Below are 25480 nucleotides of genomic sequence, written 5' to 3'. Positions count from 1 at the left end.
CTAGGGTCTGCCATTGTGTTTCGTTGCGCGTTATTTTCATTGTTATTTCCTTTTATTTGACTTGAAAATAACATAACTGAGATCAGAAATTAGATGAAGGTGTGGTTGCCCTGACGCTTACAAATAATCAGTTTTTTGCCAGTAAGCTCCAATGTAGCTTTAAATAGTTTATGTATCTCTTGAGCAAGCCCGTGCCCGCCCATAAAGGAACGTAACTTATCAATGCCATGCTTTACATCTCTAGTTTCTACAGCCTCTAACGCACAGCCTAATTTTTGTAACTGTTCATAAAAGGCATCTGATCTGTAATCACTATTATCTAGTTTCCTCCTTACTTCCTTATTACGCATTAAAGCTGCAACAATAATATTAAGCAGTAACGAATCACCATTTTCAACAAGAGTCGGATCAACCGGCTTTAGTATTAATAAATCCTCTGCTTTTAAGCCTGATTTATTACACCCTAAGTCTTTTAAGAACATTTCTAAATTAACTAACACAGAGCTTTTACCAACCCCGCGGCCACCATCAATTAAGATAGTTTCATGTGCACGGCAGTCATCAATATCATCAAGCATCTCGCTATCATTTTTCATTTTCTTAAGTTTTGCCAAATTACCTTCTATCAGCGAAGCAATTGTTAAGTAAACATCTTGAGGAAGCAGGTGATCAGCCTTTAATTGTTTGGCTTGCTCGTTTTGATCGATAGGAAAATTGACAGTAACAGTATTCGGCATTGCTGAATCCTTGATGATTAATCTAAAAAAGGTGAAAACCACCTCATAATATTGGCTAATTAAAACTGAAAAATGGCGTTACTGTATAGGTAATACCTTTATCTCTCATATTTTTTGTATAACTCTAATTTTGCAATTTCTGTATGAAAGTTATCAAATTTTATAGCGAGCGAATTATCAGAAAATTTTGTAATGTATTGCATGTCCGCATCATCAACAAAAATATCTGATGTTAATTCAATATGTTCAATTTTTTTGAATTCACTCACGATGTCTCTAAATCTAGGGATCGTATGTCTATACTCGGAGGTATCAAATGCCAATAATTCATTAGTTTTAACACAATGAACAGGTCCGTTATCAAATATTTCTTTTTTTCTATTTGTTAACTTCTCTGACACTGCATAGCGACATGCGTTATAAAATTCTTGATCCAATGTGGGATTACTTGCATCTATGCAGCGATGATAAGAAAAGTCAGTTTTAATTCCGTCTGTGCGTTCTAAGTGAAAACAGCTTGTTTTGTATTCCGGAGATTTATCTTTATAAAAACCCTTTATTCCTACACCTCGTTTCATAGTTAAACTTTGATGCCTTTGGACTAATTCATAAAGCAATTGATCATCAAAACCAGTTATCTCCTCACCATCAATATACGTATTCAACATAGTTTTAAAGAATGCTTTTGCATCCTTTTTAGACGAAAATATTTGACTCGGTAAAATAACTTTATGACTGGCCATATTTATCCTTAATTTAAGTTGTTTCAATGTGGGGTTAGAAAACTAAAGATTCTCCTCTACTTTTACTTTTTCATAGTTAATAAGATTTGCTTTATTCAATAGACCTCTAGAGCTAATAAAACCTAATATCTCATCTTCATTCATATTGTCTGGTATATACTTTTGCAATTTACTAATTGCACTACTTGGTATTCCAAACTCAGCTAGTATTGCTAAATTTTCTTGCATAAAGTCATTTTCTATAATATTCGCGTAATGAAGATAATTTCCAGCTTTATCTCCAAAATGCTTGCAAACAGCTTCTTGTATTGAATTAAACGTTTTCAACCATTTGGGTAATTTATATTCAAAAACATTCTTTTTTAATTTAAGAGCATCATTGATAGAAAGGTGAATTAATTCATTATCACTCATACATCCATATGATTTTGGCTTGCCCCGTAACCATTTAGAAATTTCATAATTTCCATCTTTAAGATGCTTTTGAATTTCACCTCTATTTACTTTATGCTCACTAATGTTTGCTAATATTATCCCTTTTAATGTTTTTTGATTCCTTACAAAATTGTTCGTACTTCTACATAATTGATTTGCTGAGAGAATGGGATCTAGCCTTTCCTCATCTGCCTTTAAAAACTCCCAAGACTTATCTAAAACAAAATTTAACTGTTCGTAGGTAGGTAATGAAGTCCAATTAAATAAGCTTGAATTTTCAATATAATTTTCTTTTAAATAATCAAAGAGGGCTTTCTGCCCATGAATCGGCATCGAGTTCTTTGCATATAATTCGCGCTCTTGTATTGACAATGATTCGAGAAATTTATAGGTGTCGGTTTCTTTGTCTATAACATCTTCTTTTTTAAGATTAATTAGCACTTCTGCTGTAATTGATTTCTGATCAAAAAATGGGATATCTATGACAAGATTTGTTTTCTCGGGAACTAGATTAAAATTATACATATTGCCTGTATAATGAATCATTAACCTTCCAGAACGACCCTTTATATTTGCATAATCAAAGTAATCAATTTTTATGTTTTTTCCTTTTTTATTATCAAAAAAAACCATATTTTTTGCACTCGTGTTGACACCTTCAATAATTGTTGTTGTACAAAATAAAAACTTTAATTTACCAGAATTAAAGTAATCGATTACTGATGACGTTATATGTTTTGGTAATGACCCCACATGAACGCCTATTCCATTCTTCAATAATGGAATATACCCCCATTCTTTAGAAATATTTTCATAAAGCCACTCAGTAAGCGGAACATCTACCTCATTGAATTTCATATTTTTATGTTCTAAAAACAACATGAACTCAATAGACAATTTTAATGCACCATCTGGTGATGCGCAGAAAATAATTGTTTGCTCGTCGAGTTTACTTATTAACAATTCAAATAATTTTTCTCTTTTGGCCTTACCTATATAAGGGATTCCTTTGGAATTAAAAATGTCCTTAACGACACAATCAACAAGGCTATAATCAGTTTTAAAAAAAATTGCATTGTATTGCTTTTCAAAACCATCTGAGATTCCGTCAATGTTAGGACCAAGGAGATAAAATCTACATTTAAATTTATTGTAAAGTTTATAAAACGAGCTATTCAACACATCTGCACGTGGATCTTTTCGTTTTCCACTTAACTTATAAAACTCATCGATAATTAAGAAGTCGATATGTGGAAATTCAAGGTACTCATACACTCTTTCTGCTGTTAATAAAAACAGATTGCCTTTGTCTGGAGACGGCTCTTGCGATGTGCGGACAATGATTTTATAACTATCTTTATATTTAAGTAATTTACGTCGAGTTTCATCCAATAATGCAAGGGTTGGTTGAATAATGACTATATTTTTGTATTTTTTAGAAGCGACAATCTCTTCAATCAACAAACTCTTTCCAAAACTAGTTGGTGCACTTACAACTACATTTTTGTCTTTACTCAATAAATCTAAAAGATATTTTTGTTCTTCTTGAAAATACATTCCTTCTAAATTGTTAGAAATATGATATGCCTTTCTAACTCTTGCTGGAATACTAGTTAGCTTTAAATGCTTCTTTTCTTTTTCTAAATATGGATAAAATCCTGCAATTTCAATCAAATCAGTCCATATTTCATAAGTCTCTAAAGGTATTTTTTTTAATTGCTCTAGTATATTTATGATAATACGACGTCCATCATTTTCAGAATTTTTATCGTCCAAATAGATAGAGCAAGTACTTGCAATTAAAAAGCTTTCATTAAAAGAAAGTGCTTCGTCTTTTAAAAGTCTTTCTATTATCTTGTCAAAATCCATTTTAAGCCCTTTGCTGATGAGATAATTTTTCGTGTAATTTTTTCACTAGAATTTTTTTATCCGGAATTGGAAACAACATTAAAATGATATTTAAGTCTGTTGCAATTGGCTCACCTACCGTAGCATTTTGTTTAATTAACTCAACACCGTCTTGAAATTTTTTCTGTAAAGATTCGATCTCTTTTTTGAATTCACTTTTAAATTCATCTGTACTTTCGTCTGTATGTGTTTCAAAGAGAGCGGATGTATAAGTGCAAATCATTGGTATTGTCACAGAAGAAAAAATATCCTGTAATTTTTCTTCTCCTTTTTGAACCGCTTTTAACTTGTTATACCAGTAATTTTTTTCCTTTATAAACTCTTTATAGTCATCAATAGTATTTTTATCTTTGTATTCATCTATTGGCAAAAAATTGTTTTTTTTATTTCCGATTAAGAGAAACTCTCCTTTTAAAAAATTACGGTTAAAATGCTCTTTGACATCCTTTAAAAGCTCTTTGACACCAGTTTCTCCTGTTCTATGTAATTTGGATTCGCCTAAATACAATGACTTCTTTGTTGGGTCGGAGAGATCGCGACCAATATGAACGGCATCTAAGCCTTTTACTGTAATTCCAGTAGAATCTTTCATAAATATTTTTGATAGTAAAGGAGTCGTCTCCATAAAATCTCTAAGAATAAGGTGTAAAATAAGCTCCCCAAACTCCCCCCGGTTGTAATACCTTGACTCTTTAAATTCTTCGGCATTTTTATAAGGTATGTTCCCTTTTTTGAGGTGATTTTTATTATTAGGATCATATTCTTCAATTTTATATATTAACTGGGCAGCGTCTCTCAACTCGGCTAATTTATACGTACTTAATATCCCTTCATGGCAACCAAAAGCAAAATCAACAATCGCTTCCATTATCTTATTAGTTAAAGCTTCATAACGAAAAACGCCAAAATCAAACCCTACAAAGTAAGCTTTCAACTGAGCCTCTGAAATATGCTCTGTTATTATTGAGTCTGAATTAAAATATTTACTCATAATTGTTTAATTCCATTAAAATTATAAACGTCACCGAAAACACTAATAGAAAGGTTTTAAAATAGGAAAAAAAGGACATCTATACCTTACATCTTTTAAAATCATAAAGTTAACCGAAATATATTACAGAAAACCCCATCAACTTACGATTACACATTATTACACTTGTTCTTCACCATTCCCTCAACTGTTGCATCTCTTTCAAACGCCCTCTTTGTAATAGCAGCGCTTCAAACAAATCATCAACAGAATGGTTACTTGAATCTAAACCGGGCAAGGCAATATTCGCCTCCGCAAAGAAACGTTGACTGTGGCTGCTTACCTTGGGCTGAAGGCTCTCCTTCTTTATATCAAGGCAGCTTTCATTGGCCTCATTCAGCCATGCATCTGACCACCAATCGGTAATACGCTGTTTGGCATTTTTCATTTTTAATTCTGTTGGCAAGTGATCACTTTTTTGACCATTCACCGTCACATCACTGGGTAATAAATTCCATAGGTCATTATTAGGCCAACGCGCAAAGGGCATGCAGTGATCTATCGCGTATTGTTGTTTTAAGCTTTTATCTGTCCACACGCAGTTATGCTGATTACCTTTTACTTTTTGTAAATTATCAAAACGATTGCGTACCTCAGTGGTACTGCGTTTGGCTTCTAACCAATTTAACGCAGTGTATAATTTATGCTGTTGTTCGGGTGCTTGGTATTGTTTGTTACCCTGATAACCGGCCATGGTTTTCACCCATTCAGAAATTAACACTGGTTCAATCCAACAAGCGTAGCGACTAAAAGCAATCCATAAATGCTCCGGTATTGAAAACTCACCCCAGGCATTTAAGCTAGTGAGATCTAAAAATAAACTGTCTTTAGCGCGAACGGTTTTACTGTGCACTTCAAACACGCTCTTTTCACTGTTCGGGTAGGTGATAAATTTACAGGGCATGTTTTTAATATTACTGACACTGGCTGAAAGCATCTTAAACATCGCTTTTGCATTATCACCACTAAACAAGTTTCCTATACGATAATCAGAGGCTTGTAGCTGAGTTAATTGATGCCAACCGTTCGCTTTCATAAATCCCATATTGATGTTTTTATTGGGGCTTTGAAACAGCTGATGTTTGTCAATTAAGTCTTTGTATTGATGTGCCCAGTATAAAGCCACCAGCCCAACAGGCAATATCACACGATTATCTTCTCGGCGAATAACCGCACCGGGATGACCATCTGCGATACGTAATAAAACACGCATTAAAGCCAATTTATGGGTTGCTGATTTACCATCGTTAAGTGCAACATGGCGGATAAAGGGGAATGCACCACTGCCATCATCTGGCAGTTGCAACACCACGGTTTGCCATGTTATTTCTGTCCTGCCGAGAACATCTGCATTTAGCTCTGTTTCTAATAAAACTGATAGCCCAAATGTTTTACCCATCTGAATAAGTTGATCACTACACACAGCAAACATGCGGCGTGGCACATTACTGAATTCATCACCACTTGGGCCATGGCGTAGTGAGATAACCAGTTTGCCACCGGGTTTGAGTAGATTGGCCAATTTGCGTAATGAGCGTTGACGTTGCGAGTCGGGGATATGCATCCACACGGCGCTGAGTAGTATCAAGTCATAACTGACCTCTTGTTTGGTCACGGTCGTTAAATCAGGAAGTGTGTCTTGTAGCCAAGTTACGTTTAGGCCTTGGGTGTGTTTTTTGCCTAGATTAGCCAACATTTGTGCGGGCTCTACTGCGGTAACATGAATATTGTTAGCCGTGCCTTGCTCTGCTAAATATTTGCTATCTCGCCCTGAGCCCGCACCTAAATCTAAAATTCGCGCATTGGGTTTATTTAACACAGGTATTAAGTATTCAAGCCAAGGCTGATGAATCTGCTCAAATGTTTTTGATAGGTACATCTCGGCGAGTTGATCGGCATTTTTATTATAGAAATTGGCTGACATGGTTACCTTTGCGCCTCTAATCGTTATGTGTCATTATTTTATGTTTCTAGACTATATAAAGACATAAAAATGATGAGATTAACAGTAGCACTTTGTGGTTGGTTTTATTTGCTAATGCTCTAATTTTAGAGGAAATGATGATTTACAACAAAAAAAGATGACGAGATTATTCACAAAATAATTAGATTGTTATAATAAGTAGATATCAGATTTATTATCGATTACCTTTGACGACATTCATGGGTAACTATTAATAGCAATCGGAATAAATAGCGGGTCTATTTTACGGGTTAAAATAACTTACTTCTTCGTTATAAGTTTCGTAAAGGGAACAACAATTAAAGAATTAAAATCTTTAATTTAATTCTACCGCTAGAGGATTAACGTAATTAATCTATGAAAGGGCCAAATCTCTCTTATGGCATGTCAAAACTAATGCCCTGTGCAAGTGGTAAGTCATTGCCATAATTAATGGTATTAGTGACTCGGCGCATGTAGTTTTTCCATGCATCACTGCCACTTTCACGTCCGCCACCGGTGTCCTTTTCACCACCGAAAGCCCCACCTATCTCTGCGCCAGAGGTACCAATATTGACATTTGCGATACCACAATCAGAGCCTATACAGCTCAGGAATAGCTCAGATTCTTGCAGGTTTTCTGTAAAAATTGCAGAGGATAACCCCTGAGAAACACTGTTTTGTGCGCTGATCGCCTCTTCTAATAAGTCAAAGCTATGCACGTATAATAGGGGTGCGAAGGTTTCTTGTTGTACAATGCTTGCATCACTTGAAATCTGTACAATAGCAGGTCTTATATAAAAGCCACTATCGGCTTTAGTTATTATTTCACCGCCACAAATCACTTTTCCCCCCTCTGCAATAGCTTGCTCTATACTCGTTAACATTGTGTCCACGGCAACTTGATTAACTAACGGCCCCATTAGGTTTTCTGGGTTGAAGGGGTCGCCAATTTTTACTGTTTGGTAAACGGTTTTTAATTGCTCGATAATATTTGCATGCAAACTCTGATGAATAAATAATCGGCGTAAACTTGTACAGCGTTGCCCACTCGTACCTAACGCAGAAAAGGTAATAGCCCGAATCGCTAATGATAAATTAGCACTAGGACAAACAATCAATGCGTTATTGCCACCAAGTTCCAACAAGGTCCGCCCCATTCTTGCAGCCACTCGTATGCCTATTGCACGACCCATTTGGCACGACCCAGTAGCCGATACCAGTTTGATTTTTTTATTATCAACCAACTGCTCTACCCCCTGTTGCTGCGCAAACACGATACTGGATATCGCAGGGTTATAGTTTAATGCGGTCAGTGCTTGTACTAATAATTGCTGACAAGCCAGTGCTGATAACGGACATTGGCATGAAGGTTTCCAAATAACACTGTTACCACACACTAAGGCGAGTGCAACATTCCAACCCCATACTGCCATCGGGAAGTTAAAAGCGCTGATCACAACAATCGGACCAAGTGGGTGCCATTGTTCCATCATACGATGGTTTGGACGTTCAGTTGCAATGGTTAACCCATATAACTGGCGTGATAAACCCACGGCAAAATCACACACATCAATTAATTCTTGCACTTCACCAAGGCTTTCTTGGATGGGTTTGCCTGCCTCTAAACTAATCATCTTGGCGAGGTCTGTTTTATGGTTGCGCACCAGCACTGAAAATTGCCTGATCAGTTCCCCTCGCTGTGGCGCAGGAACGACTTCCCACTGTTTAAATGCAGATTGCGACTCAGCCACTACTTGCTCAATTTGCACCGCCGTTGAGAGACCAATGGAGGCTATTTTCTTGCCATCAATTGGACATATAACATCAATATTTTGTTTGCTATATAACGTTTGTTGGCCAATATAGACACTGCCATAATGCTGCTGTTTATTATATAAATTCTGTAAAACGGCTTGAATATTGATATCTAACATAATCACACCTTTTTTATTAAACAAATTAACGGCTGAGTTCGGCATCACGATAGGGTTTAGCAAATTGATTTTTTAAAAATGTATCAATATCTAATATCTCTTGCTCTACAAAACCTGTGTGGAGCATTTTGTCTTGTAATACGCAATCTAACGTGGTGACAGCTGCATTAGCGGTGGCTATCTGAATGGCACTTTGTTGGCTGCTGTGTGGAATTAAAAAGGTACGGCTTATTTGTTGTAACTTATCGGCATTGTAACCTGTTGCAACCACTGAAATTAATACAATATCTTGTTCTGTTGTTGCCACTGCACTGTCTAATATATTCATCAGCATGTTGCGCCTAGTGCCCTCTTCTCCTAAGCGTAAATCTCGAAACAGAAAACGCATTAATTGACAGTGTCCGGGATAACGTATGGTTTTATAGGTAAGCTCACGCACTTGTTTTTGTAAGCTAATACATAGGTTGGCCACACCTCCCGAGGTATTAAAGGCTTCATATTTAACGCCTGATATGGTTAATACTTCACGCCCTTCTAAAGGCTCAATAAATGTGCGTTGGTAGTCTTTGATCGCTTCACAGGGGTTCGCGTATTCATTCACTAACCCTGCTGTACTCCAGGTTAAGTTATACATCATCTGATTAGAGGGGAATTGTGGTAAGGCACCAACACGTAGTTTTAAACTATCCAACTTTTCAAAATGGTGACGAAAGCTATACGCCAAAATGCCAATAAAACCAGGGGCTAAGCCACATTGAGGCATAAAAAACTGGCCTGTTTTAGCGCGCTTTGCGATCTGTTTAATCTGTTCAGTACAACGCACATCTTCAGTGAGATCAAAATAACTCGCACCTGCATTTAATGCAGCTAATGCGACTTTAGGGTTCTCATTAAAACTCAATGCAGAAAAAACCACATCAATGTCGCTAAACAACGTTGAATAATCATCGTTAGTAAGGCGCATTGTGCTAAAAAATCGCGCGTATTTTTGCACTGATTTTTCATCAATATCTGCACCAATGACATGATAATTTTTGTTGGTATTTAACAAACAAGCGATTTGGCTACCAATGCGCCCAAGACCTAATACCAATACACGTTTAATCATTAGCAAATCCTTGATTAGTTGACTCAAAAATTTTATCGGCGCTACTTGCTACAAAGCCCTGAAATAGCTGACCATTATCCTGTTCAAATCGCTGTGCAAACTCATAATAACAACTACTAATTTTTTGCGCCCCTGCATCAGCAAATATCACCTCGACTTTATCAGCCAATGTGGATGCTTGAATTAGTTTATCCTGCTCAGTGCCTTTAATTATCCCACCCGCATTATTGAGCTTATATCCCTGCTCTACTAATAAATCGACCACCAACTGCAGGTTTGGGTATTGCTTTAAATAGTTAATAAATAAAGTAAAATGGTTAGCTCTTAATCCCCAAACCGATAACCATGCAGCGTATTCTGACTCTTTTAATAAGCGCTGATAATCTGCATAGTCAGGTAACTGCCATAAACGTCCGGCATTCAAGTTAACGTTTTTGTATGTGCTTATATGTTCGCTAATTTGGGTGATTATTGGCTGAATAATCTCTTGGGTTTGATCCGATAACTGTAACCACAATAATTCACTAATGAATATTTTAGTGGGGCTACTTTGATGAATATAACAACGTGCATTAAGTTTTTTATTTTTGAAATGATAGTTATCGAGAGGTGAATAACCTAATGTGAACAGTTCTTCTTGTAGATTATCAATGGCTATCTCTGAGTCAGCAAAAGTACGAAAGGCTAAATGGTCATTAACCATTGGCTCTCCTGCTTTTTCAAAGAGTTGATGAATGCTAACTGCTTGTGGGCAAATCTGTGTATATTGTAACCAAAGTTGATTAAAAAACTGCGTTAGAGAAATCATGTTTCCTCCTTATTTTGAGTTTTCCTTAGTTAAAATATAGACAGCACAGCCAACTTTTTCCACTACCCGTTAAAACAGGCTCCAATTAATATGGGTGTAGTTCTTTTGAGTCGAGTAAAAATAATTTAAATCAATAAAAAACATATCCATTAAAGAATGGATATAAGTATCTTAACGGGGGCGTCATCTATTTTGTAGTGGGTGTTTCGCCTTTGGCGAGTTCATTTTCTTTGAACAGCCAAAGAAAAAGGAACCAAAAGAAAGACTGCCCTACCATTTTTTTATCTTGCACGTCCTGATTGCTTATAACGCACCAGCTCAAACAGCACGTCTCTGTGTTGGTTGAGCTTAGTTTCGACCTGCGTATGATATTATGCTACGCATAATTCGCTGTCGAACCTTGCTAAGCAAGCATGACTTAGCAATAAAATAGAAAGGGAGTTGTGTGTACGCTTTGATCTCTGCTTGTCTCAATAATCGTGTTCATATCATTGGTAAAAATTCTATTTTTCTGCATTCAATGGCAACTAACCCACTAACCACTGGGAGGTGAACTACACCCAATTAGTATTATAAAAGAGAGTATTAAAGCAACGCTGTAATTTTCCAATTAGCAACATTGCCATTTTGATGATTAATACCCAGAAACCATTATTTGCTAATGCGAACGCTGTTGGGGTAAAGCTGCATTAGAAAAAACACCCAAGACAAGGCCAAAGAACAGTGAAATCATTGCTAAACCAACTCTTGCATTGCTAACATAACCGATAGTTAACAGCAAAATACCGACCACCAGCAGCACAAAACTGAGTACTAACCCTAGTCTAGGGTAACGATGCAACAAAGAAGGCGTAGATACTTTTTTGTAGGCTTGACCCACATGTTTCACTGCTTTACGTTTATGCTTTTTAGCTGACATAGTTTTTGTCTCTTTTGATTTAATTACCTAATACTCATACTACAAAATAGGCATTTTGAAACAGCAGGTTAGATCACATCATTAGCGTTAAGCAGAAATAGTACAGAGGGATATGAGAGGTTATACCAATCGGGTTAAGTATGTGATCTAATATTACGCAGGAAAAACAAGGTAATTCAAGGCGAATATTTCCCCTTTCGAGAGATTAACTGCGTTAATCCTCTAACGGAAGAATAAATTACAGACTTTAATTCTTTAAGGGTTGCTCCCTTTACGAAATATTCAACGATGAAGTAGTTTATTTTAACCAGTAAGATTGATCAGCTATTTATCCTGATTGGTATAAATCAAGCAAGTTCCTTTTGCTGATTAGTGAAGATTGGTTTTGCTACATTACGCGACGATTTTATCGTCATTTTGTGCGCTTTTATTACCATTATATAACTGAATTTGTACTGAAGTAATAGCTGCATTAAGTTGGCTGATTAATATGTGGCGATCTTCTTCTGATAATTTTTTTGCTTGTAACTTCGCGACGGTATCTTGCATCACCCAATCGGCTTTAATTAATACTTTATCGGTCTCGCTAAAATCACTTTCGATTGCTTCAATTATGCTTAAGGTATCGTGTTGGTTAGGTTTATTTTGTAATATATTGGCTAGTTTCATGGTTTATTCCAAATTGGTGTTGAATGTTTTCCCTCTGTAATACATCCATTTACCTGTTTATTAACAGTATTGCTCCCTTAAAATATCCATTTTCAAAGAGCTTAGTGCGCCTATTGGATTATTTCAAAGTTCTACGACAACCTTTACACTAATTTACACTTCCGTTAATAAATGATGGATTATGGTTAAAGTAGTAGAGTCCCCCCAGCAACACTTTTTAGTGTCAATTTGATGGTAATAAAAGTGAGAATGAATCAATTACTGCACTCAGAACTGTACATTTGAGCTTAAGATTCAAGTGATATTAGGTAGATATCCTGTTTAAACTCTTGCACTAAAAAATCAATAAAAGCACGTACTTTGGGGGATTGATAACTACGCGAAAGATAAACTGCCCAGAGAAAATATCGCCAACGGGTATAATCATACCAATCCGCCTAAGTAACTGATCGTTTTTACTGGTTTAAATTACTAATACCAGCGTTGCATTCAATCGTAATAGCCCGCTGCTCTATTTGACTTCGTCAAACAGTACGCAATGACCGTTTTGCTTATTACTCAATCATGCGCCTTGACCTTAGCAATTTACCCTACGTAAAACCTGATCATTATATTAAGCGCAATGGTATCAGTTTAAATGAGCATGTAGGTGTTAAGATTGAATCAATTGATTTGCAAGACCGTAGGGCACACGTACGATACCATGGCCATTAAGCGCAGCTTTTATCAAAATATTTAATGCATTGGCTTTTATATTTCCTGCCACACTCACTTGAAATGCTTGTTCATTTTCAACAAAAGACCACTCACTCTGATTAAGGTGTATCGGTAAACCATGTAGCTTAATTGAGGCTAGCCATCTACTGCACCTTTCTTATATTACCGCGCTACATTACAGTCTATTACACTTGAAGCGGTTAATATTTAACCAGTGATAACAAACTGAAATTTAATTATAAATCGGGGACATATATTGATATCAACAAAATCAATAACTTCCATTTAGAATCTTAGGGTGTCGCGAATTAGCCTCCTGTATCGTATGCCTTAAATTGTGCAGTGGACTCTTTCAGACTAACCACAACAACTTGTACAAATCCTAGTCCTCATCTTTAACACTCATTGTATTAGCCCTTAACATTTCCAAAATAGAAATAAGTCTTTCCATTCATTTCACTAACAGAAATTTCTTGGTTCACTTAGAATAAACACACACAAATAACAGGGGATTCATTATGACGCAAGCGCGCTTGTACAGCATAATCACAGATAAGAATTTATCAGCAAAACAAAAGTCGCAATATTTAGCCTTAGAGGCCGAAGCAAGCCTTCCTTATCTGGATATTGAAACTAAAACGCAACAAGCGATCGATGCTGGCATTATCTGTGATATGTTTGAGGGCCATGCGCCGTTCAAACCGCGCTATGTACTGCCTGATTATGGCAAATTTTTAGCGCAAGGCTCTGAATACCTTGAATTAGATGCGGCAAACAACTTTGATGAAGCGTTAAACTTACTGACTATTTTGTATCATCATGTTCCTTCTGTTACTTCTATTCCTGTTTATCTTGGTCAGCTTGATACGGTGCTGATGCCTTACATTGGTGATCTTAGTGAGCAACAGATTTACCAAAAAATAAAGCTGTTTTGGATAATGCTAGATCGCACCCTGCCCGATGCGTTTATGCATGTAAACATTGGTCCAACAGATAATATTATTTGCCGTACTATCTTGGCTGTTGATGCTGAATTAAAACAGATCGCGCCTAATTTAACCTTTATGTACGATGAAAAAGTCACTCCCGATGATTTACTGCGTCAGGCGACAAACAATATTTGTGTTTGCAGCAAACCACATATTGCCAATTACCCACTACACGCAAAGGCTTATGATAACAGTGGCTTTGGTATTGTCAGTTGTTACAACTCCCTGCCTTTAGGCGGGGGATCAAATACACTGGTACGCCTCAACTTAAAAGAGGTGGCTAAAAAAGCACAGCATAAAGCCGATTTTATCGACACTGTATTGCCTGAATACTGCCGCATTATGTTTGACTTAATTGATGTGCGCAGTGCATTTCTGCATGAGAAATCTAACTTTTTTAACAGTTTCTTAAACACCGAGGGACTTATTGCCGAAAACAGATTCGCACCGATGTTTGGCATTTACGGTATGGCTGAGGCGGTCAATATTCTGATGGAAAAAGAAGATAACAAGGCGCGTTATGGTCATGATGATATTGCCAATCAGCTCGGACATACTATTTCTAAACTACTTTCCGAGATCGTTGCGACGACGGATGTGAAGTATGGTTACCACGGTAAAGCGTTATTGCATGCTCAAGGCGGCATCAGTTTAGATAAAGATGTGACACCGGGTGTGCGTATACCTTATGGGTCAGAGCCAGATCCGGTGGCTTATGTGCAAGCAACCGTGGCTCACCATCAATATTATACCTCTGGGATCAGCGATATTTTAACCATTGACGAAACTGTGAAAGCTAACCCTTTAGCTATGTTTAATCTTGCTAAAGGTGCACTTAAATCGGGTTATCGCGAGTTTACCGCAAACGTTGCTTCAAACGATTTAGTACGTGTGACGGGGTATATGGTTAAGCTCTCCGATATTGCCAAATTCGATGCCCAAGGCTCACGGACTAATACTACCTTTTTAGGTGCTGAGGCGGCCAAAAATACAGCTATTCTTAAGCGCAAACCACGTGTAGCCGCATTAGAAACATCACCAAGCTATGTTGAATAAAAGTAACTGATGCTTCAATCCGACACCATTAATTTTGATAAAAAGGGAATCATCAGTAAAATTCTGACTTTTTCCTGTGTCGACGGTCCGGGTAACCGCCTTGTGATTTTTCTACAGGGCTGTAACTTCGATTGTATTAGCTGCCATAACCCGCATACCATCAACCATTGTGATCATTGCGCGGACTGTGTTGCTTCCTGTCCAACTGGCGCACTGACAGTTGAGAACAATAAAGTAAAATGGCGACAAGCACTTTGCAGTGGCTGTGATAAGTGCATTGATATCTGTCCAAGCAAGTCTACCCCCAAAACCAGCAGCTATTCGGTCAGGCAGTTGCTGGAACTGCTCACACAACATCGCCATTTTTTAAATGGTATTACCGTATCTGGTGGCGAATCAACACTGCAGTTGGCCTTTCTGGTGGAATTATTTAAAGCGGTTAAAGCTAATGCTGCACTTTCTCATCTTAGTTGCTATGTTGATAGTAACGGCAGTTTATCTGAGCAAGGTTGGAACAAGCTATTGCCCTATATTGATGGCACCATGATCGATTTAAAAGCATGGCAAAATGCCACCCATTTATGGTTGGTAGGCCGAGGCAACCACCGTGTTATGCAGACTATTAATCAATTAGCAGCACACAATAAACTGTATGAAGTTCGGCTTCTCTATATTCCCGGCAAAACTGATTTACTAAGCGAAATAGATGCGCTTTGTGAGTATTTGAACACACTGCCACAACAGGTGATTATCCGCCTTAATGCCTTTCAGCATCACGGCGTTATCGGTGAGGGTTTAACCTGGGATAAATGCAGCGAGCAACAAATGTTAATGTTCAGTAAAAAATTGGTAGCGCGTTTAGGCAGAGAAGTCCTGCTACCATCGGTTTACACTTAAGCCTGATATTTATAAGTTACTTTTTAATAGAATTTTGTAAGGTAAGGTACTGTATTGCAGGTACATTAGCCTACCAACCGATAAAACAGTTAGAGATTGGTATTATTCAACGCCTTTTTTATATGACTAAATAACCAGCTTAATGCCTGTTCGTTTAGCGCGAGCTTGTTATACACCATGCTGTAGGCGACCTGCCCATAATCAAAAGGTAAGGGTTTTGCGATCAAGCCCTGTGCTTGTTTAGCCACATCAAACCATTTTTTAGAGCAAGTGAACAAAAACTCAGATTGCATGCAAATAGTGGCAGCACTGCCAAAATCTGCGACAGAAATAACCATCTCTCTGCCTCGATGTTGCTGCTTTAGCAACTGTTCAAAATAGGGTTGTTTGAGTTCTTTGTCGAAAATACCAATGTGCTTATAGGCCAGATATTGCTCGATAGTTAATATTTTCTCTGCTAACGGATGGTCCGCGCGCATTACGCAGATCATTTCATCTTCTATCACAGTTTCCCAAACCAGTTGCTTTTCATTGCTCGGTGGCTGACTTTTATCATGGGGCAAAACAATCACATCAACTTGTCCACTCAATAACGCATCAAAACCTAACTGTTCCTTAGAATGAATTTCCACCTGAGCATCAGGCGCTAGCTGCGTGAGTATGTCACTGATAGCAGGCGCAAAAATCTCAAAGGTACTTTCGCGCATCGCTAAGCAAAATCGTCCAGAGAACTGTTGGGGCTCAAAGCCAGTTTGATTGAGCAAGCCGTTCATATTATTGATGATGAGATGTAGTGTTGGTCCGACTTTAAGTGCATAGGGGGTAGGAATAAGCTGAGTGCCATCACGATAAAATAGTTCATCGTTTAATAAAACACGTAATTGTGAAAGTGTTTTACTGACACTCGACGGACCCATACACAATATATCGGCACTGCGGGTAACGCTGTGTGTGGAAAGCATCACATGCAAAACCGTCAGGTGTTTAAAGTTAATACGAGAAAGCTGAATAAGATCCATAACGGCCAGAAATATGCTTTGATAAAATAGGCGCTTATTATAAAACATTTTATGCTTGAAAAACTAACGCTATCATTAGTTATTTGATTAACTTATAGCTAATTTCAAAAGGTGAAATGTAACCAGCAGTATGAGTGCCATTAACCCGAATTATCTAAGTGCACCAGTTTATGGTTTTCTTGTGTTTTTCTATGACTGCCCACACTTATACCCGTTATCATTCAAGATGCAAAATTCAGCATTTTGATTGGTAACGGGTATATCTAAATCACGTTGCCTCGCAATAAGCTAAAATCAGACTTTAAACCAGTCAGCACAGTGGCTGGGTTGGACAGAAAATGCGTTGCTTAAATTGACAATACTTTTTTGATCACTAATTTCCGCCGAGTGAATGCCACTAGTAATAAACAAACTGGATATAGAGGCAGTATTGGCACCCGCTATATCGTGTTCTAAGCTATCACCGACGGCAATTGCATTGTTCCATCCCCCAACCAATTTATTGCACATCTCATAAATATCGTTCTGCGGTTTTCCGTGCCAGTGAACTATTCCGCCCATCTCTTGATAAAATTTTGCAATCGTTCCTGGGCAGGTTTTTAATGCGCCGTCTGGCGTCATGGCCACAAGGTCTGGATTGCTGACCACTAATTGAAGGTTGCGTTGATAAGCTAATTTTAAATCGTCTATATAGTAGCTAAGACCACCTCGTTCAACGCCACAACAGAGAATAAATGAGGCATCTTCAATCTTAGACTCAATTAATCCGCAATCATCAAGCGCGCTAGTATCTTCATCCCATGAGAAAAACAAAGCTTTATTACCTAACGTTTTAAATTTTCCTGAGTTGAAGTTGTGACGCATGTGATCACCCGATGTTAATACGTCAAAATATAAATCACGGCTGATACCTGAGTCTTGTAACCGTCTATAAGAAAACTTACCGGTATTACCACTGTTAGAAAGAATAACTACTTTCTTGTTATGTTCTTTTAAAAACGTTAATGCTTGGATCGCTTGCGGAAATGCTTCTCCACCGTTGTGTAATACTCCCCATTGATCCAAAATAAAAGTATCAAAGCTATCGATTATATCTGTAAGGCCATTAATCATTTTCACTGCAAGAATTCCTGTTCTGTTCGGCGATAAGGTAAGTCGCTAAATTCACTATTATAGAAAAAAGGTAGTGGATTGAGCAATCTTTTTTAATTTTGGTTAAGGGGTCATAGCTCGACAACGGGCAATCTTGTAACGCTGATACGCTTAAAAAGGCTGATTTAGTATTGGATTTGATTGAACAGCATTATCAGGAAATTGCGACCAGTAGTGGTTTCTTTTTTGGGGATGAGCACCTATCTAAAACTGAATTTATTGAAAAATATACTCGATGTCGTGAAGACGCACAACGCTTTCAACTTAGGTAAGTGGCTCGCTAAAGTTAATAGCAATGTGAAGGTTTGAGACGATAACAGCGTAAAGACTAAGTAATCAAAACCCAATATACACAGGCATTAAAAATAACAAAATCCATCAGTAACAACTGATGGATTTTGCTTTAATGAACATTTTCCGTGTTTAGCGTTAGGCTAACCACAACTCATGTTCAGGATCGATTTTTTCAGAAAGGGTAAGCTCAAAACCCAGTACATCTATACTTCCCTAATAAACATGCTTACCATTTTCAGCCTAAAGTGTGAGGCTTACAATACATTGATTACTTCCCTTTGATACTCTTCGATGAAGAGTTAAATTAACGCTGTAAAAAACGGCAGTCGTAAGCAAAGATGTTTTAACGTGTTGTTATCTAACTAAGCGCAAGAATTCGAGGTTTGTGATAAATGTATATGAAAGATAATCTGTTAAAGCTAACCATAGCGTTTTTAATATTTAGCGTATTTCCTGCTAGCGCAAAAAATCTGAAATTTGCTGTCGTTCCAAAATACTATAGTGTTTTTTTTGATAAAAGCGGTGACGGCTGTATAGCGGCGGCTGCAGAAATTGAAGGTGTCGAGTGCATATACCGTGGCCCTGAGGAGGGAGATGTTAGAAAGCAGGACAAAATTATAGAGCAGCTGATCAATGAAGGGGTTGATGGCATTGCTATCGCCGTGACAGAGTCTGGTTTATTAGCCAGAAGTAGCCTGCAAAAAGCGAGAAAGGCGGGCATTCCTATTGTCACTTATGACTCCGACTTTGATGCTGCTACCCTAAAGCAATATGGAAACTTGCGTTTGGCTTACATAGGAACAGACAATTTTGAACTTGGTAGGGCGTTTGGTGAGCAGCTAAAAAAATTAAAACCTCAGGGAGGAAAACTGCTGATTCAAACTGGGCGACCAGATTCACCTAATTTAAACTTAAGAATAATGGGTTTGCGTTCAGCTCTATCAGGAAAAACATATAAAATATCACCGGGTAAAATGCTGGTAAACGATTTAGGTTGGACTGAAGTCCGTCTCCCGTTACTCAATTATGATGATATCCTCCGATCTGTAAAACAGCTAGAGTCCGTTTTGAAAACACAGCCGAATAAAGTTGATGCCTTTGTTGCTGTTGGAGGTTGGCCACAAAATAATGAAAGCGACTACCGCAAGATGATTGAACCGTTTAAAGATAAACTTAATCGAAATGAGACCGTACTTATTATATCGGATGCATCAGAAAACCAATTAAGTATGTTAAGTGATAATCTTGCCCATGTAAATATTGGTCAAAGTCCTTATGAAATGGGAAGACAGGCAATACTTACACTTCTTAAAATTGTCAAAAAACAACATTATAAAAAAATCCTTTATACGCCACTAACGTATTGCACTCCCCAAAATCATGATATTTGTACCAAGTAAATTTATGCTGGTGGCTGGCAATATTAATGAGAAAATAACAAGTTTACTGGCAATGCGATGTTTTAATAATAAAATCGAATTTATCAAAACACATAAGTAAATATTGGGTTTCATAAAAATGAATTGAAGATGAAATGTAACTACTCAGCAGAGGTAAAAATATTTGCTAGCATACCCTTTAGCAATAACGCTAAAGCTGTAGATGCACTAACTCCCTGCTTTTTACAACTAGATAGGTAGCTTCTGAGGCCAAAAAACATTTCGGCACCATATTCACTTCTAAAGCAACCGGATATCTTTTGCTGAACTTTTGCCATCCTCAAGTCATTTTCTCCTTGATTATTGGTAAAAGGAACCTCCCTATCAACCATAAACCTGAGCACATCATCTTCATAGTTTTGTAAGCGTTCAACATTACTTTCAATATCGATACCATTTACTTTCATTCTGCGGGTTACGCCTGTAGGAGGAAAGTATTTAGAGTAACGGCTAAAAAGGATCAAGCAAGTCGATCTTTTTTGATCCTCTATAAGCCATCAAAAGTGTGAGATAGGTGCTGAGTAGTTACTATTTTTACAACATAAACTATCTGTTAAATGGTTGAAAAGTAAGGTTTTCATAACTATATGATTGAGGGGTGTGATCTATCTGTAAGACCGTTCAAATTTTCTTAAAATCTCCTTAAATGATCAGCATTAACCTCTAAATAAGTCGCCTTTTTCATCTCAGTACGCATCGCATCTTAATTTACATATTTTAAAGTACGTTAAAATAATCGTTTCTAGTTAATGACAATATGCTTTTCAAACACTAATATGGCGCGTTCCACCGTTATCGGTAACGACTCAGAATCGCTTCATTTATTGACTTGCTGATTCCTGTATCTTGAAGTAGGTTGAGTATAAATCTATTGATGAATAAGCAACTTAATTGGTAATAAGAGATGAATAAAATAAAACTGCCACTGGATAGACTTACCCCCGGTTTATATATTCAGCTTCCTTGCTCATGGGTAAATCACCCATTTGTTTTTGGCAATTTTAAAATTAAAAATCAGGATCAGATCAAGGTGTTGCGCTCATTAGGTTTGAAGTATGTTATCTATTATCCAGATAAAAGTGATGTCACTCCCCCCGCCGCAACGATTGAAGCGACGCCAGAAAAACAAGACAGTAGTGAAGCCGATGCTTATCTCGAAGCATTATGGAAAGAAAAAGAGCAGCGTGTTCAAGAGAATAAATCATACCTACGTAATTTACGAAAATGTCAAAAAGATTTTGATCAATCCCTAGCATCTGTTCGAGCCATTAATTTAAAAATGGGAAATCAAACAGCAGAAGCATTAGCAGAAGCCCAGCTTCTGATAGGAGATATTAGCAGTAAATTAATGAGTGGCAACAATAGCGTGTTGCATTTAATGGAGCATGGAAAAAGCGGTAAAACAGGAGGCCAGTATCACAGTCATGCTTTCCATGTGGCAATTTTAGCGATGATTTTAGGCAACGCATTAAAGCTTTCTAAGGAAGAGTTAAATTACCTCGGTTTAGGCGCTCTATTTCATGATATTGGCAAAACTAAAGTTCCCGACAATATTCTCAACAACAAACCTGAAATAACCACTGCGGAAAATAATTTTTATAAAATGCATGTGCAATATGGGGTTGATAGAGTAAAAAGCATTGTCGATTTCCCTGAGCCAGTACGCGAAATTATTAGCCAGCATCATGAATATCTCGATGGCAGTGGTTATCCAAATAAATTAAGCGCTAAAAAAATCAATTTATTAACGCAAATTGTCACCATTGCCAATGAATTTGACAATATGTGCAATCCAACAGATAAGCACCCAGCGCGTAGCCCAAATTATGCTCTCTCTTACCTCTATAAAAACAAAAGTAAGCAACTCAATAAGAATATATTGGGCATATTAATTAAAAAACTAGGCATCTATCCGCCCGGATCTGTTGTACAACTTTCAGACAATCGGATTGCTTTGGTCATCAGCGTCACTGAAAACCAAATAATGCAACCCAATGTGCTTATTTATGATCCCGCTATTCCTAAGAAAGAAGCGCCGATCATAAAGATAAATGAAAATGAGTTAAAAATAGAAAGAGTTGTTTCAGTGGAAAAACTACCACAAGAGGCCAAAGACTATTTGAATCCATGTGACCGTATTAACTTTTATTTTGATGATGAGGCGATTTAAAACTAACATCAACTACCCTGCGTAACTGATTTTCTATGCTGTAATGTTTCCGAACTGCTTGAGAAAACATTTTAGGATTGCAATTTTTTTATTTAAGGCATTTTCACTAGTTGGATCCCCCAATGATATGGCTTTAGCGCCTTGCTATTACCATGAAAAGCCAATTCTAACCCTTCCGATGCGCTCATGATTTGAGCAATGTCTGGTCGAAGCTCGATAGCAGGCCCTCGTGGAGTAGGGATATCTTTTCTCCAGTGAATAATTGCAACGATTCCGCCTTTCTTGAGAATGCGAGATGTCTCTTGAAGCAGAAGATTTCTTTCATTGAAATGAAGGATATTGAAAAGTAAAACAACATCAACACTTTCCGATTCAAGAGCAGTTCCTTCGGCTAGAACGTCACGTAAAATACATTCAACATTAGAGAGGCCTGCATTAGAGAGATTGCGCCTAGCAATTTCAACCATATCGGGCTCTATATCGAATGCAACAAGCGTATTTTTTGGGCTGAGGGCGGCAATAGGCACCGTAAAAGTTCCGTAACCAAACCCAACTTCAACGATTGTGGATTTCTCCGGGATGTCCAACCAATCAATAATACTTTTAATATTGAATAAGCTGTTCCAATATAATTCTTCAGGCATGCCACTGTCTTCTATTTTCATTTTACCTCATCAAAAAAGGCAGGAGATCCATACCTTCCATTCATTTCATTAATGGCAACATAATACCCGACTTAAACCAGTAAAAACGATCAGTTACTTAGCCGGATTGGTATTAAACAAAAACGTAACGAATCAGCACCCTATTCAAATTGAGGTTTTTTGTACAAAAGAGGCCGTCAATGCACGGCAAGCGCATTACGCTTTTTGAACATATTTAGAGCATTAAATGAGCGCTGATATTCTAGTCATACAAACTTGATTGAAAAAACATAACCACGAAGCCACTGCGTTGCACAGAGAACACCAAGAAAGGCTTAATAAAAAATAGAGTGTGACCTTAAACTTCTTTTTTCTTCGTGCCTTCGTGGTTAATTGGTTTTTACGTGTAAAAACTCACCAATCAATGTATTCGCTAATATTTATAATGCGCTTGCCGTGAGGTAATAGTTATTCCCTTTCCGATTGTTGCAACGCAGGGTTGATTTTCGAGCTTGAGCCCCATAGGGCAAGGCAACTTGCATCTCGAAGTATCATGGGTATCGTTGATATAAAAACCAATAAGTTAAAGATAAAAAGATAGCGCGATGCCGTGCATGCTTGTTCAGAAAAAAACAGAAAGCACATGCCTACTTTATGTTTTTTAAACGGCTATTTGAGCGAATGAAACTTAACCACCTTGAAAATATTAGCGACCTAATTTTATCACTTGATCAATATCTGCAGCGCTGTGACGTTCAGGGACTTGCTCCCACTCTTCACCCCACGAACAATTTATGATACGTCCACGTTGCAGCGCTTCTCTTTGTGCAAGCATTTTCGCCCAACGAACAACGTGACGGTAGGTTTCTACTTGTAAGAACTCTGCGGCATCATATAAATTGCCTAATACTAAATTTCCGTACCACGGCCAAATAGCCATATCAGCAATACTGTACTCTCCACCCGCCACATAGCGGTTTTTAGCCAGTTGCTTGTCTAATACATCTAACTGACGTTTAACTTCCATGGCAAAACGGTTGATCGGGTATTGTTGTTTTTCATCGGCATAAGCGTAAAAATGACCAAATCCACCGCCTAAAAAGGGGGCTGAACCTTGCGCCCAAAATAGCCAGTTAAACGTTTGCGTGCGGGCTGCGCCCTCTTTAGCTAAAAACTGGCCGAATTTCTCTGCTAAATAAACCAGGATTGAAGCGGATTCAAATACGTTCACTTCATCATCAGCCGATTTATCCACTAAGGCGGGTATTTTTGAGTTGGGATTGACCTCCACAAATCCAGAAGAAAACTGCTCTCCCTCGCCAATATTAATGAGGTAAGCATCATATTCTGCTTCTTGAATCCCCAACGCTAATAACTCTTCTAAAAGAATCGTTACTTTCTGTCCGTTTGGTGTGCCTAATGAGTAAAGTTGCAGTGGGTGCTGACCAACAGGTCGTTTTTTTTGGTGGGTCGCCCCAGAAACAGGACGATTGATATTAGCCCACTTATTATCGCTATTACTATCATCAACCCAAACGTTAGCGGGTATATATTCATTGCTCATCATTTTTCTCTGCTGTTGATTAAGGGGTAAATGTGATTCTGCTGATTAGGTCTTCTAAAGTAAATTACATGGGTCACATTTATGGACAATACGATAAATAACTTATCAATCTGACGCATTAAAAGAGGCGTATATACCCATGTTACCTCATGATCTCACTATTTGTAGAAAGGTGGTCGTGTTACATAATTGCTCTAATCATTTTAACGGTGCGTTATCTGCAATACCAAAACGTCATGCATTATGTTCATCGGTGAGCGTACATAAACGCCTAGCTTACAAAGTTGCTCATAAATAGCGTGAAAATCGGTGCGAAACAAAGCGTAGCTTTTGATGCGTAATACGGGCAGAGTTTGCTTTATCAACGGTTTTGACGTTGTAAGCGTTTTATTTGTGCTTTTTGTCAGCGTGTAGCGTAGGAAACAAGCCCAGTGATAGCACACAGCCTCATTAAATGACCTTAGCGATGTTTATATTAAGTGCATTTTTTCAGCGTTGATTATGGACTGTATCTGTTGTAGTGAGGTTTCAGCCTGCAGGTAATCCAACTCAAGCGCATGGTCTTGCCCATTTATGTGTAAGACTAAGGATGGAAAACCTTGAATGGGTAACTGTCTAGCCATACTGATTTCATGTTGCAGTTGCTTCTCAATCAATTCACTTTTTATGCTGCTTTGAAAAGTATCAGCCTCTAGCCCTATTTGCGTGGCGAACTCGGTTAAAGTAGCCAGTTCCGATGGATTTTTAGCTTGCAAATAATAGCCCTGTTGAATCGCTTGAAGCATCTGTTTTTCCAGCCCCTGTTGACGTGCGACGAGTATCGCACGACAGGCAGGATAGGTGGAGCGTTTAGGTTGGCAGTTTGTCCAAAAATCAACGTTAAAAGGTGTACCTAATTGCGCATGAATAGACGACCAAGTTTCCTGTAAAAACCGTTGCATCTCTTCTGTCATGGTTACATCTGAGTCTGGTGCTAATCCCCCCACTACATATTGAACGTGCAGTTGAGTAGCGAATTGTTGATTTAATAAAACGTGTAACTTATCCCAAGTCACTTGATAACCCCAACACCAACTGCACATCGGATCATATACATAATATAAAATGGCCTTACTCATCTACTTTTCCTTTATCGCTCTATTATTTCAAGGTGCTTTGTCAGTCACGATGCGGTGCAGAGAAACAGTGTATACCCATGATACTTCAAGATGCAAAGTCAGCAAGGCAAATTGTGCCGATATACTAGGCATAAAATTGAAGCCTAGTCATTCTAAGTCGAAATTTTATAACGACGTAGATTGGT

At 37.7% G+C, this 25480-nt stretch carries 19 protein-coding genes and 1 pseudogene; 4 read left to right on the top strand and 16 right to left on the bottom strand.

Annotation, left to right across the window (positions count from 1 at the left end):
* Positions 1-89: 89 nt before the first annotated feature.
* The 10 genes from G322_RS0107865 to G322_RS0107820 all read right to left on the bottom strand — a co-directional run bounded on the left by G322_RS0107865 (position 90) and on the right by G322_RS0107820 (position 12236).
* The gene (locus tag G322_RS0107865) at positions 90-737 is read right to left on the bottom strand and encodes a hypothetical protein (RefSeq protein ID WP_022941254.1); all 648 of its coding nucleotides are present in this window, start codon (positions 735-737) and stop codon (positions 90-92) included.
* Between the two features lie 98 nt (positions 738-835).
* Positions 836-1480, bottom strand: coding sequence for a DCL family protein (locus G322_RS20205; protein WP_022941253.1), 645 nt, complete (start codon positions 1478-1480; stop codon positions 836-838).
* Positions 1481-1522: 42 nt separating this feature from the next.
* The gene (locus G322_RS0107855) at positions 1523-3784 is read right to left on the bottom strand and encodes a DEAD/DEAH box helicase (RefSeq protein WP_022941252.1); all 2262 of its coding nucleotides are present in this window, start codon (positions 3782-3784) and stop codon (positions 1523-1525) included.
* Between the two features lies 1 nt (position 3785).
* Positions 3786-4814, bottom strand: a complete 1029-nt coding sequence (locus G322_RS0107850; RefSeq protein WP_022941251.1) for a HamA C-terminal domain-containing protein — start codon at positions 4812-4814, stop codon at positions 3786-3788.
* A 172-nt stretch (positions 4815-4986) separates the two neighbouring features.
* Positions 4987-6777 (bottom strand): class I SAM-dependent methyltransferase, encoded by a 1791-nt coding sequence (locus G322_RS0107845; protein ID WP_022941250.1) that lies wholly within the window; start codon positions 6775-6777, stop codon positions 4987-4989.
* Between the two features lie 416 nt (positions 6778-7193).
* Positions 7194-8732 (bottom strand): L-piperidine-6-carboxylate dehydrogenase, encoded by a 1539-nt coding sequence (amaB, locus tag G322_RS0107840; RefSeq protein WP_022941249.1) that lies wholly within the window; start codon positions 8730-8732, stop codon positions 7194-7196.
* 25 nt (positions 8733-8757) lie between these two features.
* The gene (locus G322_RS0107835; RefSeq protein WP_022941248.1) at positions 8758-9840 is read right to left on the bottom strand and encodes a saccharopine dehydrogenase family protein; all 1083 of its coding nucleotides are present in this window, start codon (positions 9838-9840) and stop codon (positions 8758-8760) included.
* A complete protein-coding gene (locus G322_RS0107830; RefSeq protein ID WP_022941247.1) occupies positions 9833-10648 on the bottom strand; it encodes a DUF1338 domain-containing protein in 816 nt (271 codons plus the stop codon). The genes G322_RS0107835 and G322_RS0107830 overlap by 8 nt, the downstream gene beginning before the upstream one ends.
* Positions 10649-11306: 658 nt before the next feature.
* Positions 11307-11567, bottom strand: a complete 261-nt coding sequence (locus tag G322_RS0107825; RefSeq protein WP_022941246.1) for a hypothetical protein — start codon at positions 11565-11567, stop codon at positions 11307-11309.
* Between the two features lie 393 nt (positions 11568-11960).
* A complete protein-coding gene (locus G322_RS0107820; RefSeq protein WP_022941245.1) occupies positions 11961-12236 on the bottom strand; it encodes a hypothetical protein in 276 nt (91 codons plus the stop codon).
* Positions 12237-13468: 1232 nt separating this feature from the next.
* On the opposite strand from G322_RS0107820, the gene G322_RS0107810 reads away from it, so the two are divergent.
* Positions 13469-14998, top strand: a complete 1530-nt coding sequence (locus tag G322_RS0107810; RefSeq protein ID WP_211217137.1) for a YjjI family glycine radical enzyme — start codon at positions 13469-13471, stop codon at positions 14996-14998.
* A gap of 9 nt (positions 14999-15007) precedes the next feature.
* On the top strand, positions 15008-15895 hold the full coding sequence (locus G322_RS0107805; protein ID WP_022941242.1) for a YjjW family glycine radical enzyme activase: 888 nt from the start codon (positions 15008-15010) through the stop codon (positions 15893-15895).
* An 89-nt stretch (positions 15896-15984) separates the two neighbouring features.
* Here G322_RS0107805 and G322_RS0107800 read toward each other — a convergent pair whose 3' ends face one another.
* On the bottom strand, positions 15985-16914 hold the full coding sequence (locus G322_RS0107800) for a LysR family transcriptional regulator (RefSeq protein ID WP_028866505.1): 930 nt from the start codon (positions 16912-16914) through the stop codon (positions 15985-15987).
* 294 nt (positions 16915-17208) lie between these two features.
* Positions 17209-18027, bottom strand: coding sequence for a TIGR01459 family HAD-type hydrolase (locus tag G322_RS0107795; protein WP_028866504.1), 819 nt, complete (start codon positions 18025-18027; stop codon positions 17209-17211).
* Positions 18028-18752: 725 nt separating this feature from the next.
* Here G322_RS0107795 and G322_RS0107790 point away from each other — a divergent pair.
* Entirely contained in the window at positions 18753-19760 is a 1008-nt protein-coding gene (locus G322_RS0107790; protein WP_022941239.1) for a substrate-binding domain-containing protein, read from the top strand.
* Between the two features lie 140 nt (positions 19761-19900).
* Here G322_RS0107790 and G322_RS20200 read toward each other — a convergent pair.
* A pseudogene (locus G322_RS20200) lies at positions 19901-20173 on the bottom strand (IS66 family transposase); the annotation flags it as partial.
* A gap of 530 nt (positions 20174-20703) precedes the next feature.
* Here G322_RS20200 and G322_RS0107780 point away from each other — a divergent pair.
* On the top strand, positions 20704-21969 hold the full coding sequence (locus G322_RS0107780; protein WP_022941237.1) for a cyclic di-GMP phosphodiesterase: 1266 nt from the start codon (positions 20704-20706) through the stop codon (positions 21967-21969).
* A gap of 92 nt (positions 21970-22061) precedes the next feature.
* Here G322_RS0107780 and G322_RS0107775 read toward each other — a convergent pair whose 3' ends face one another.
* From G322_RS0107775 to G322_RS0107765, 3 genes are all read right to left on the bottom strand, one after another.
* Complete coding sequence (locus G322_RS0107775; protein WP_022941236.1) at positions 22062-22634, bottom strand: class I SAM-dependent methyltransferase; 573 nt, start codon at positions 22632-22634, stop codon at positions 22062-22064.
* A 685-nt stretch (positions 22635-23319) separates the two neighbouring features.
* Positions 23320-24177: a glutathione-dependent disulfide-bond oxidoreductase gene (yghU, locus tag G322_RS0107770; RefSeq protein ID WP_022941235.1), complete on the bottom strand. Its 858-nt coding sequence runs from the start codon at positions 24175-24177 to the stop codon at positions 23320-23322.
* A 470-nt stretch (positions 24178-24647) separates the two neighbouring features.
* Positions 24648-25295, bottom strand: coding sequence for a DsbA family protein (locus G322_RS0107765; protein ID WP_022941234.1), 648 nt, complete (start codon positions 25293-25295; stop codon positions 24648-24650).
* Between the last annotated feature and the right edge of the window lie 185 nt (positions 25296-25480).

Source organism: Psychromonas hadalis ATCC BAA-638, from assembly GCF_000420245.1.
Classification (GTDB): Bacteria; Pseudomonadota; Gammaproteobacteria; order Enterobacterales; family Psychromonadaceae; genus Psychromonas; species Psychromonas hadalis.
This window is presented reverse-complemented; position numbering and strand designations above follow the sequence as displayed.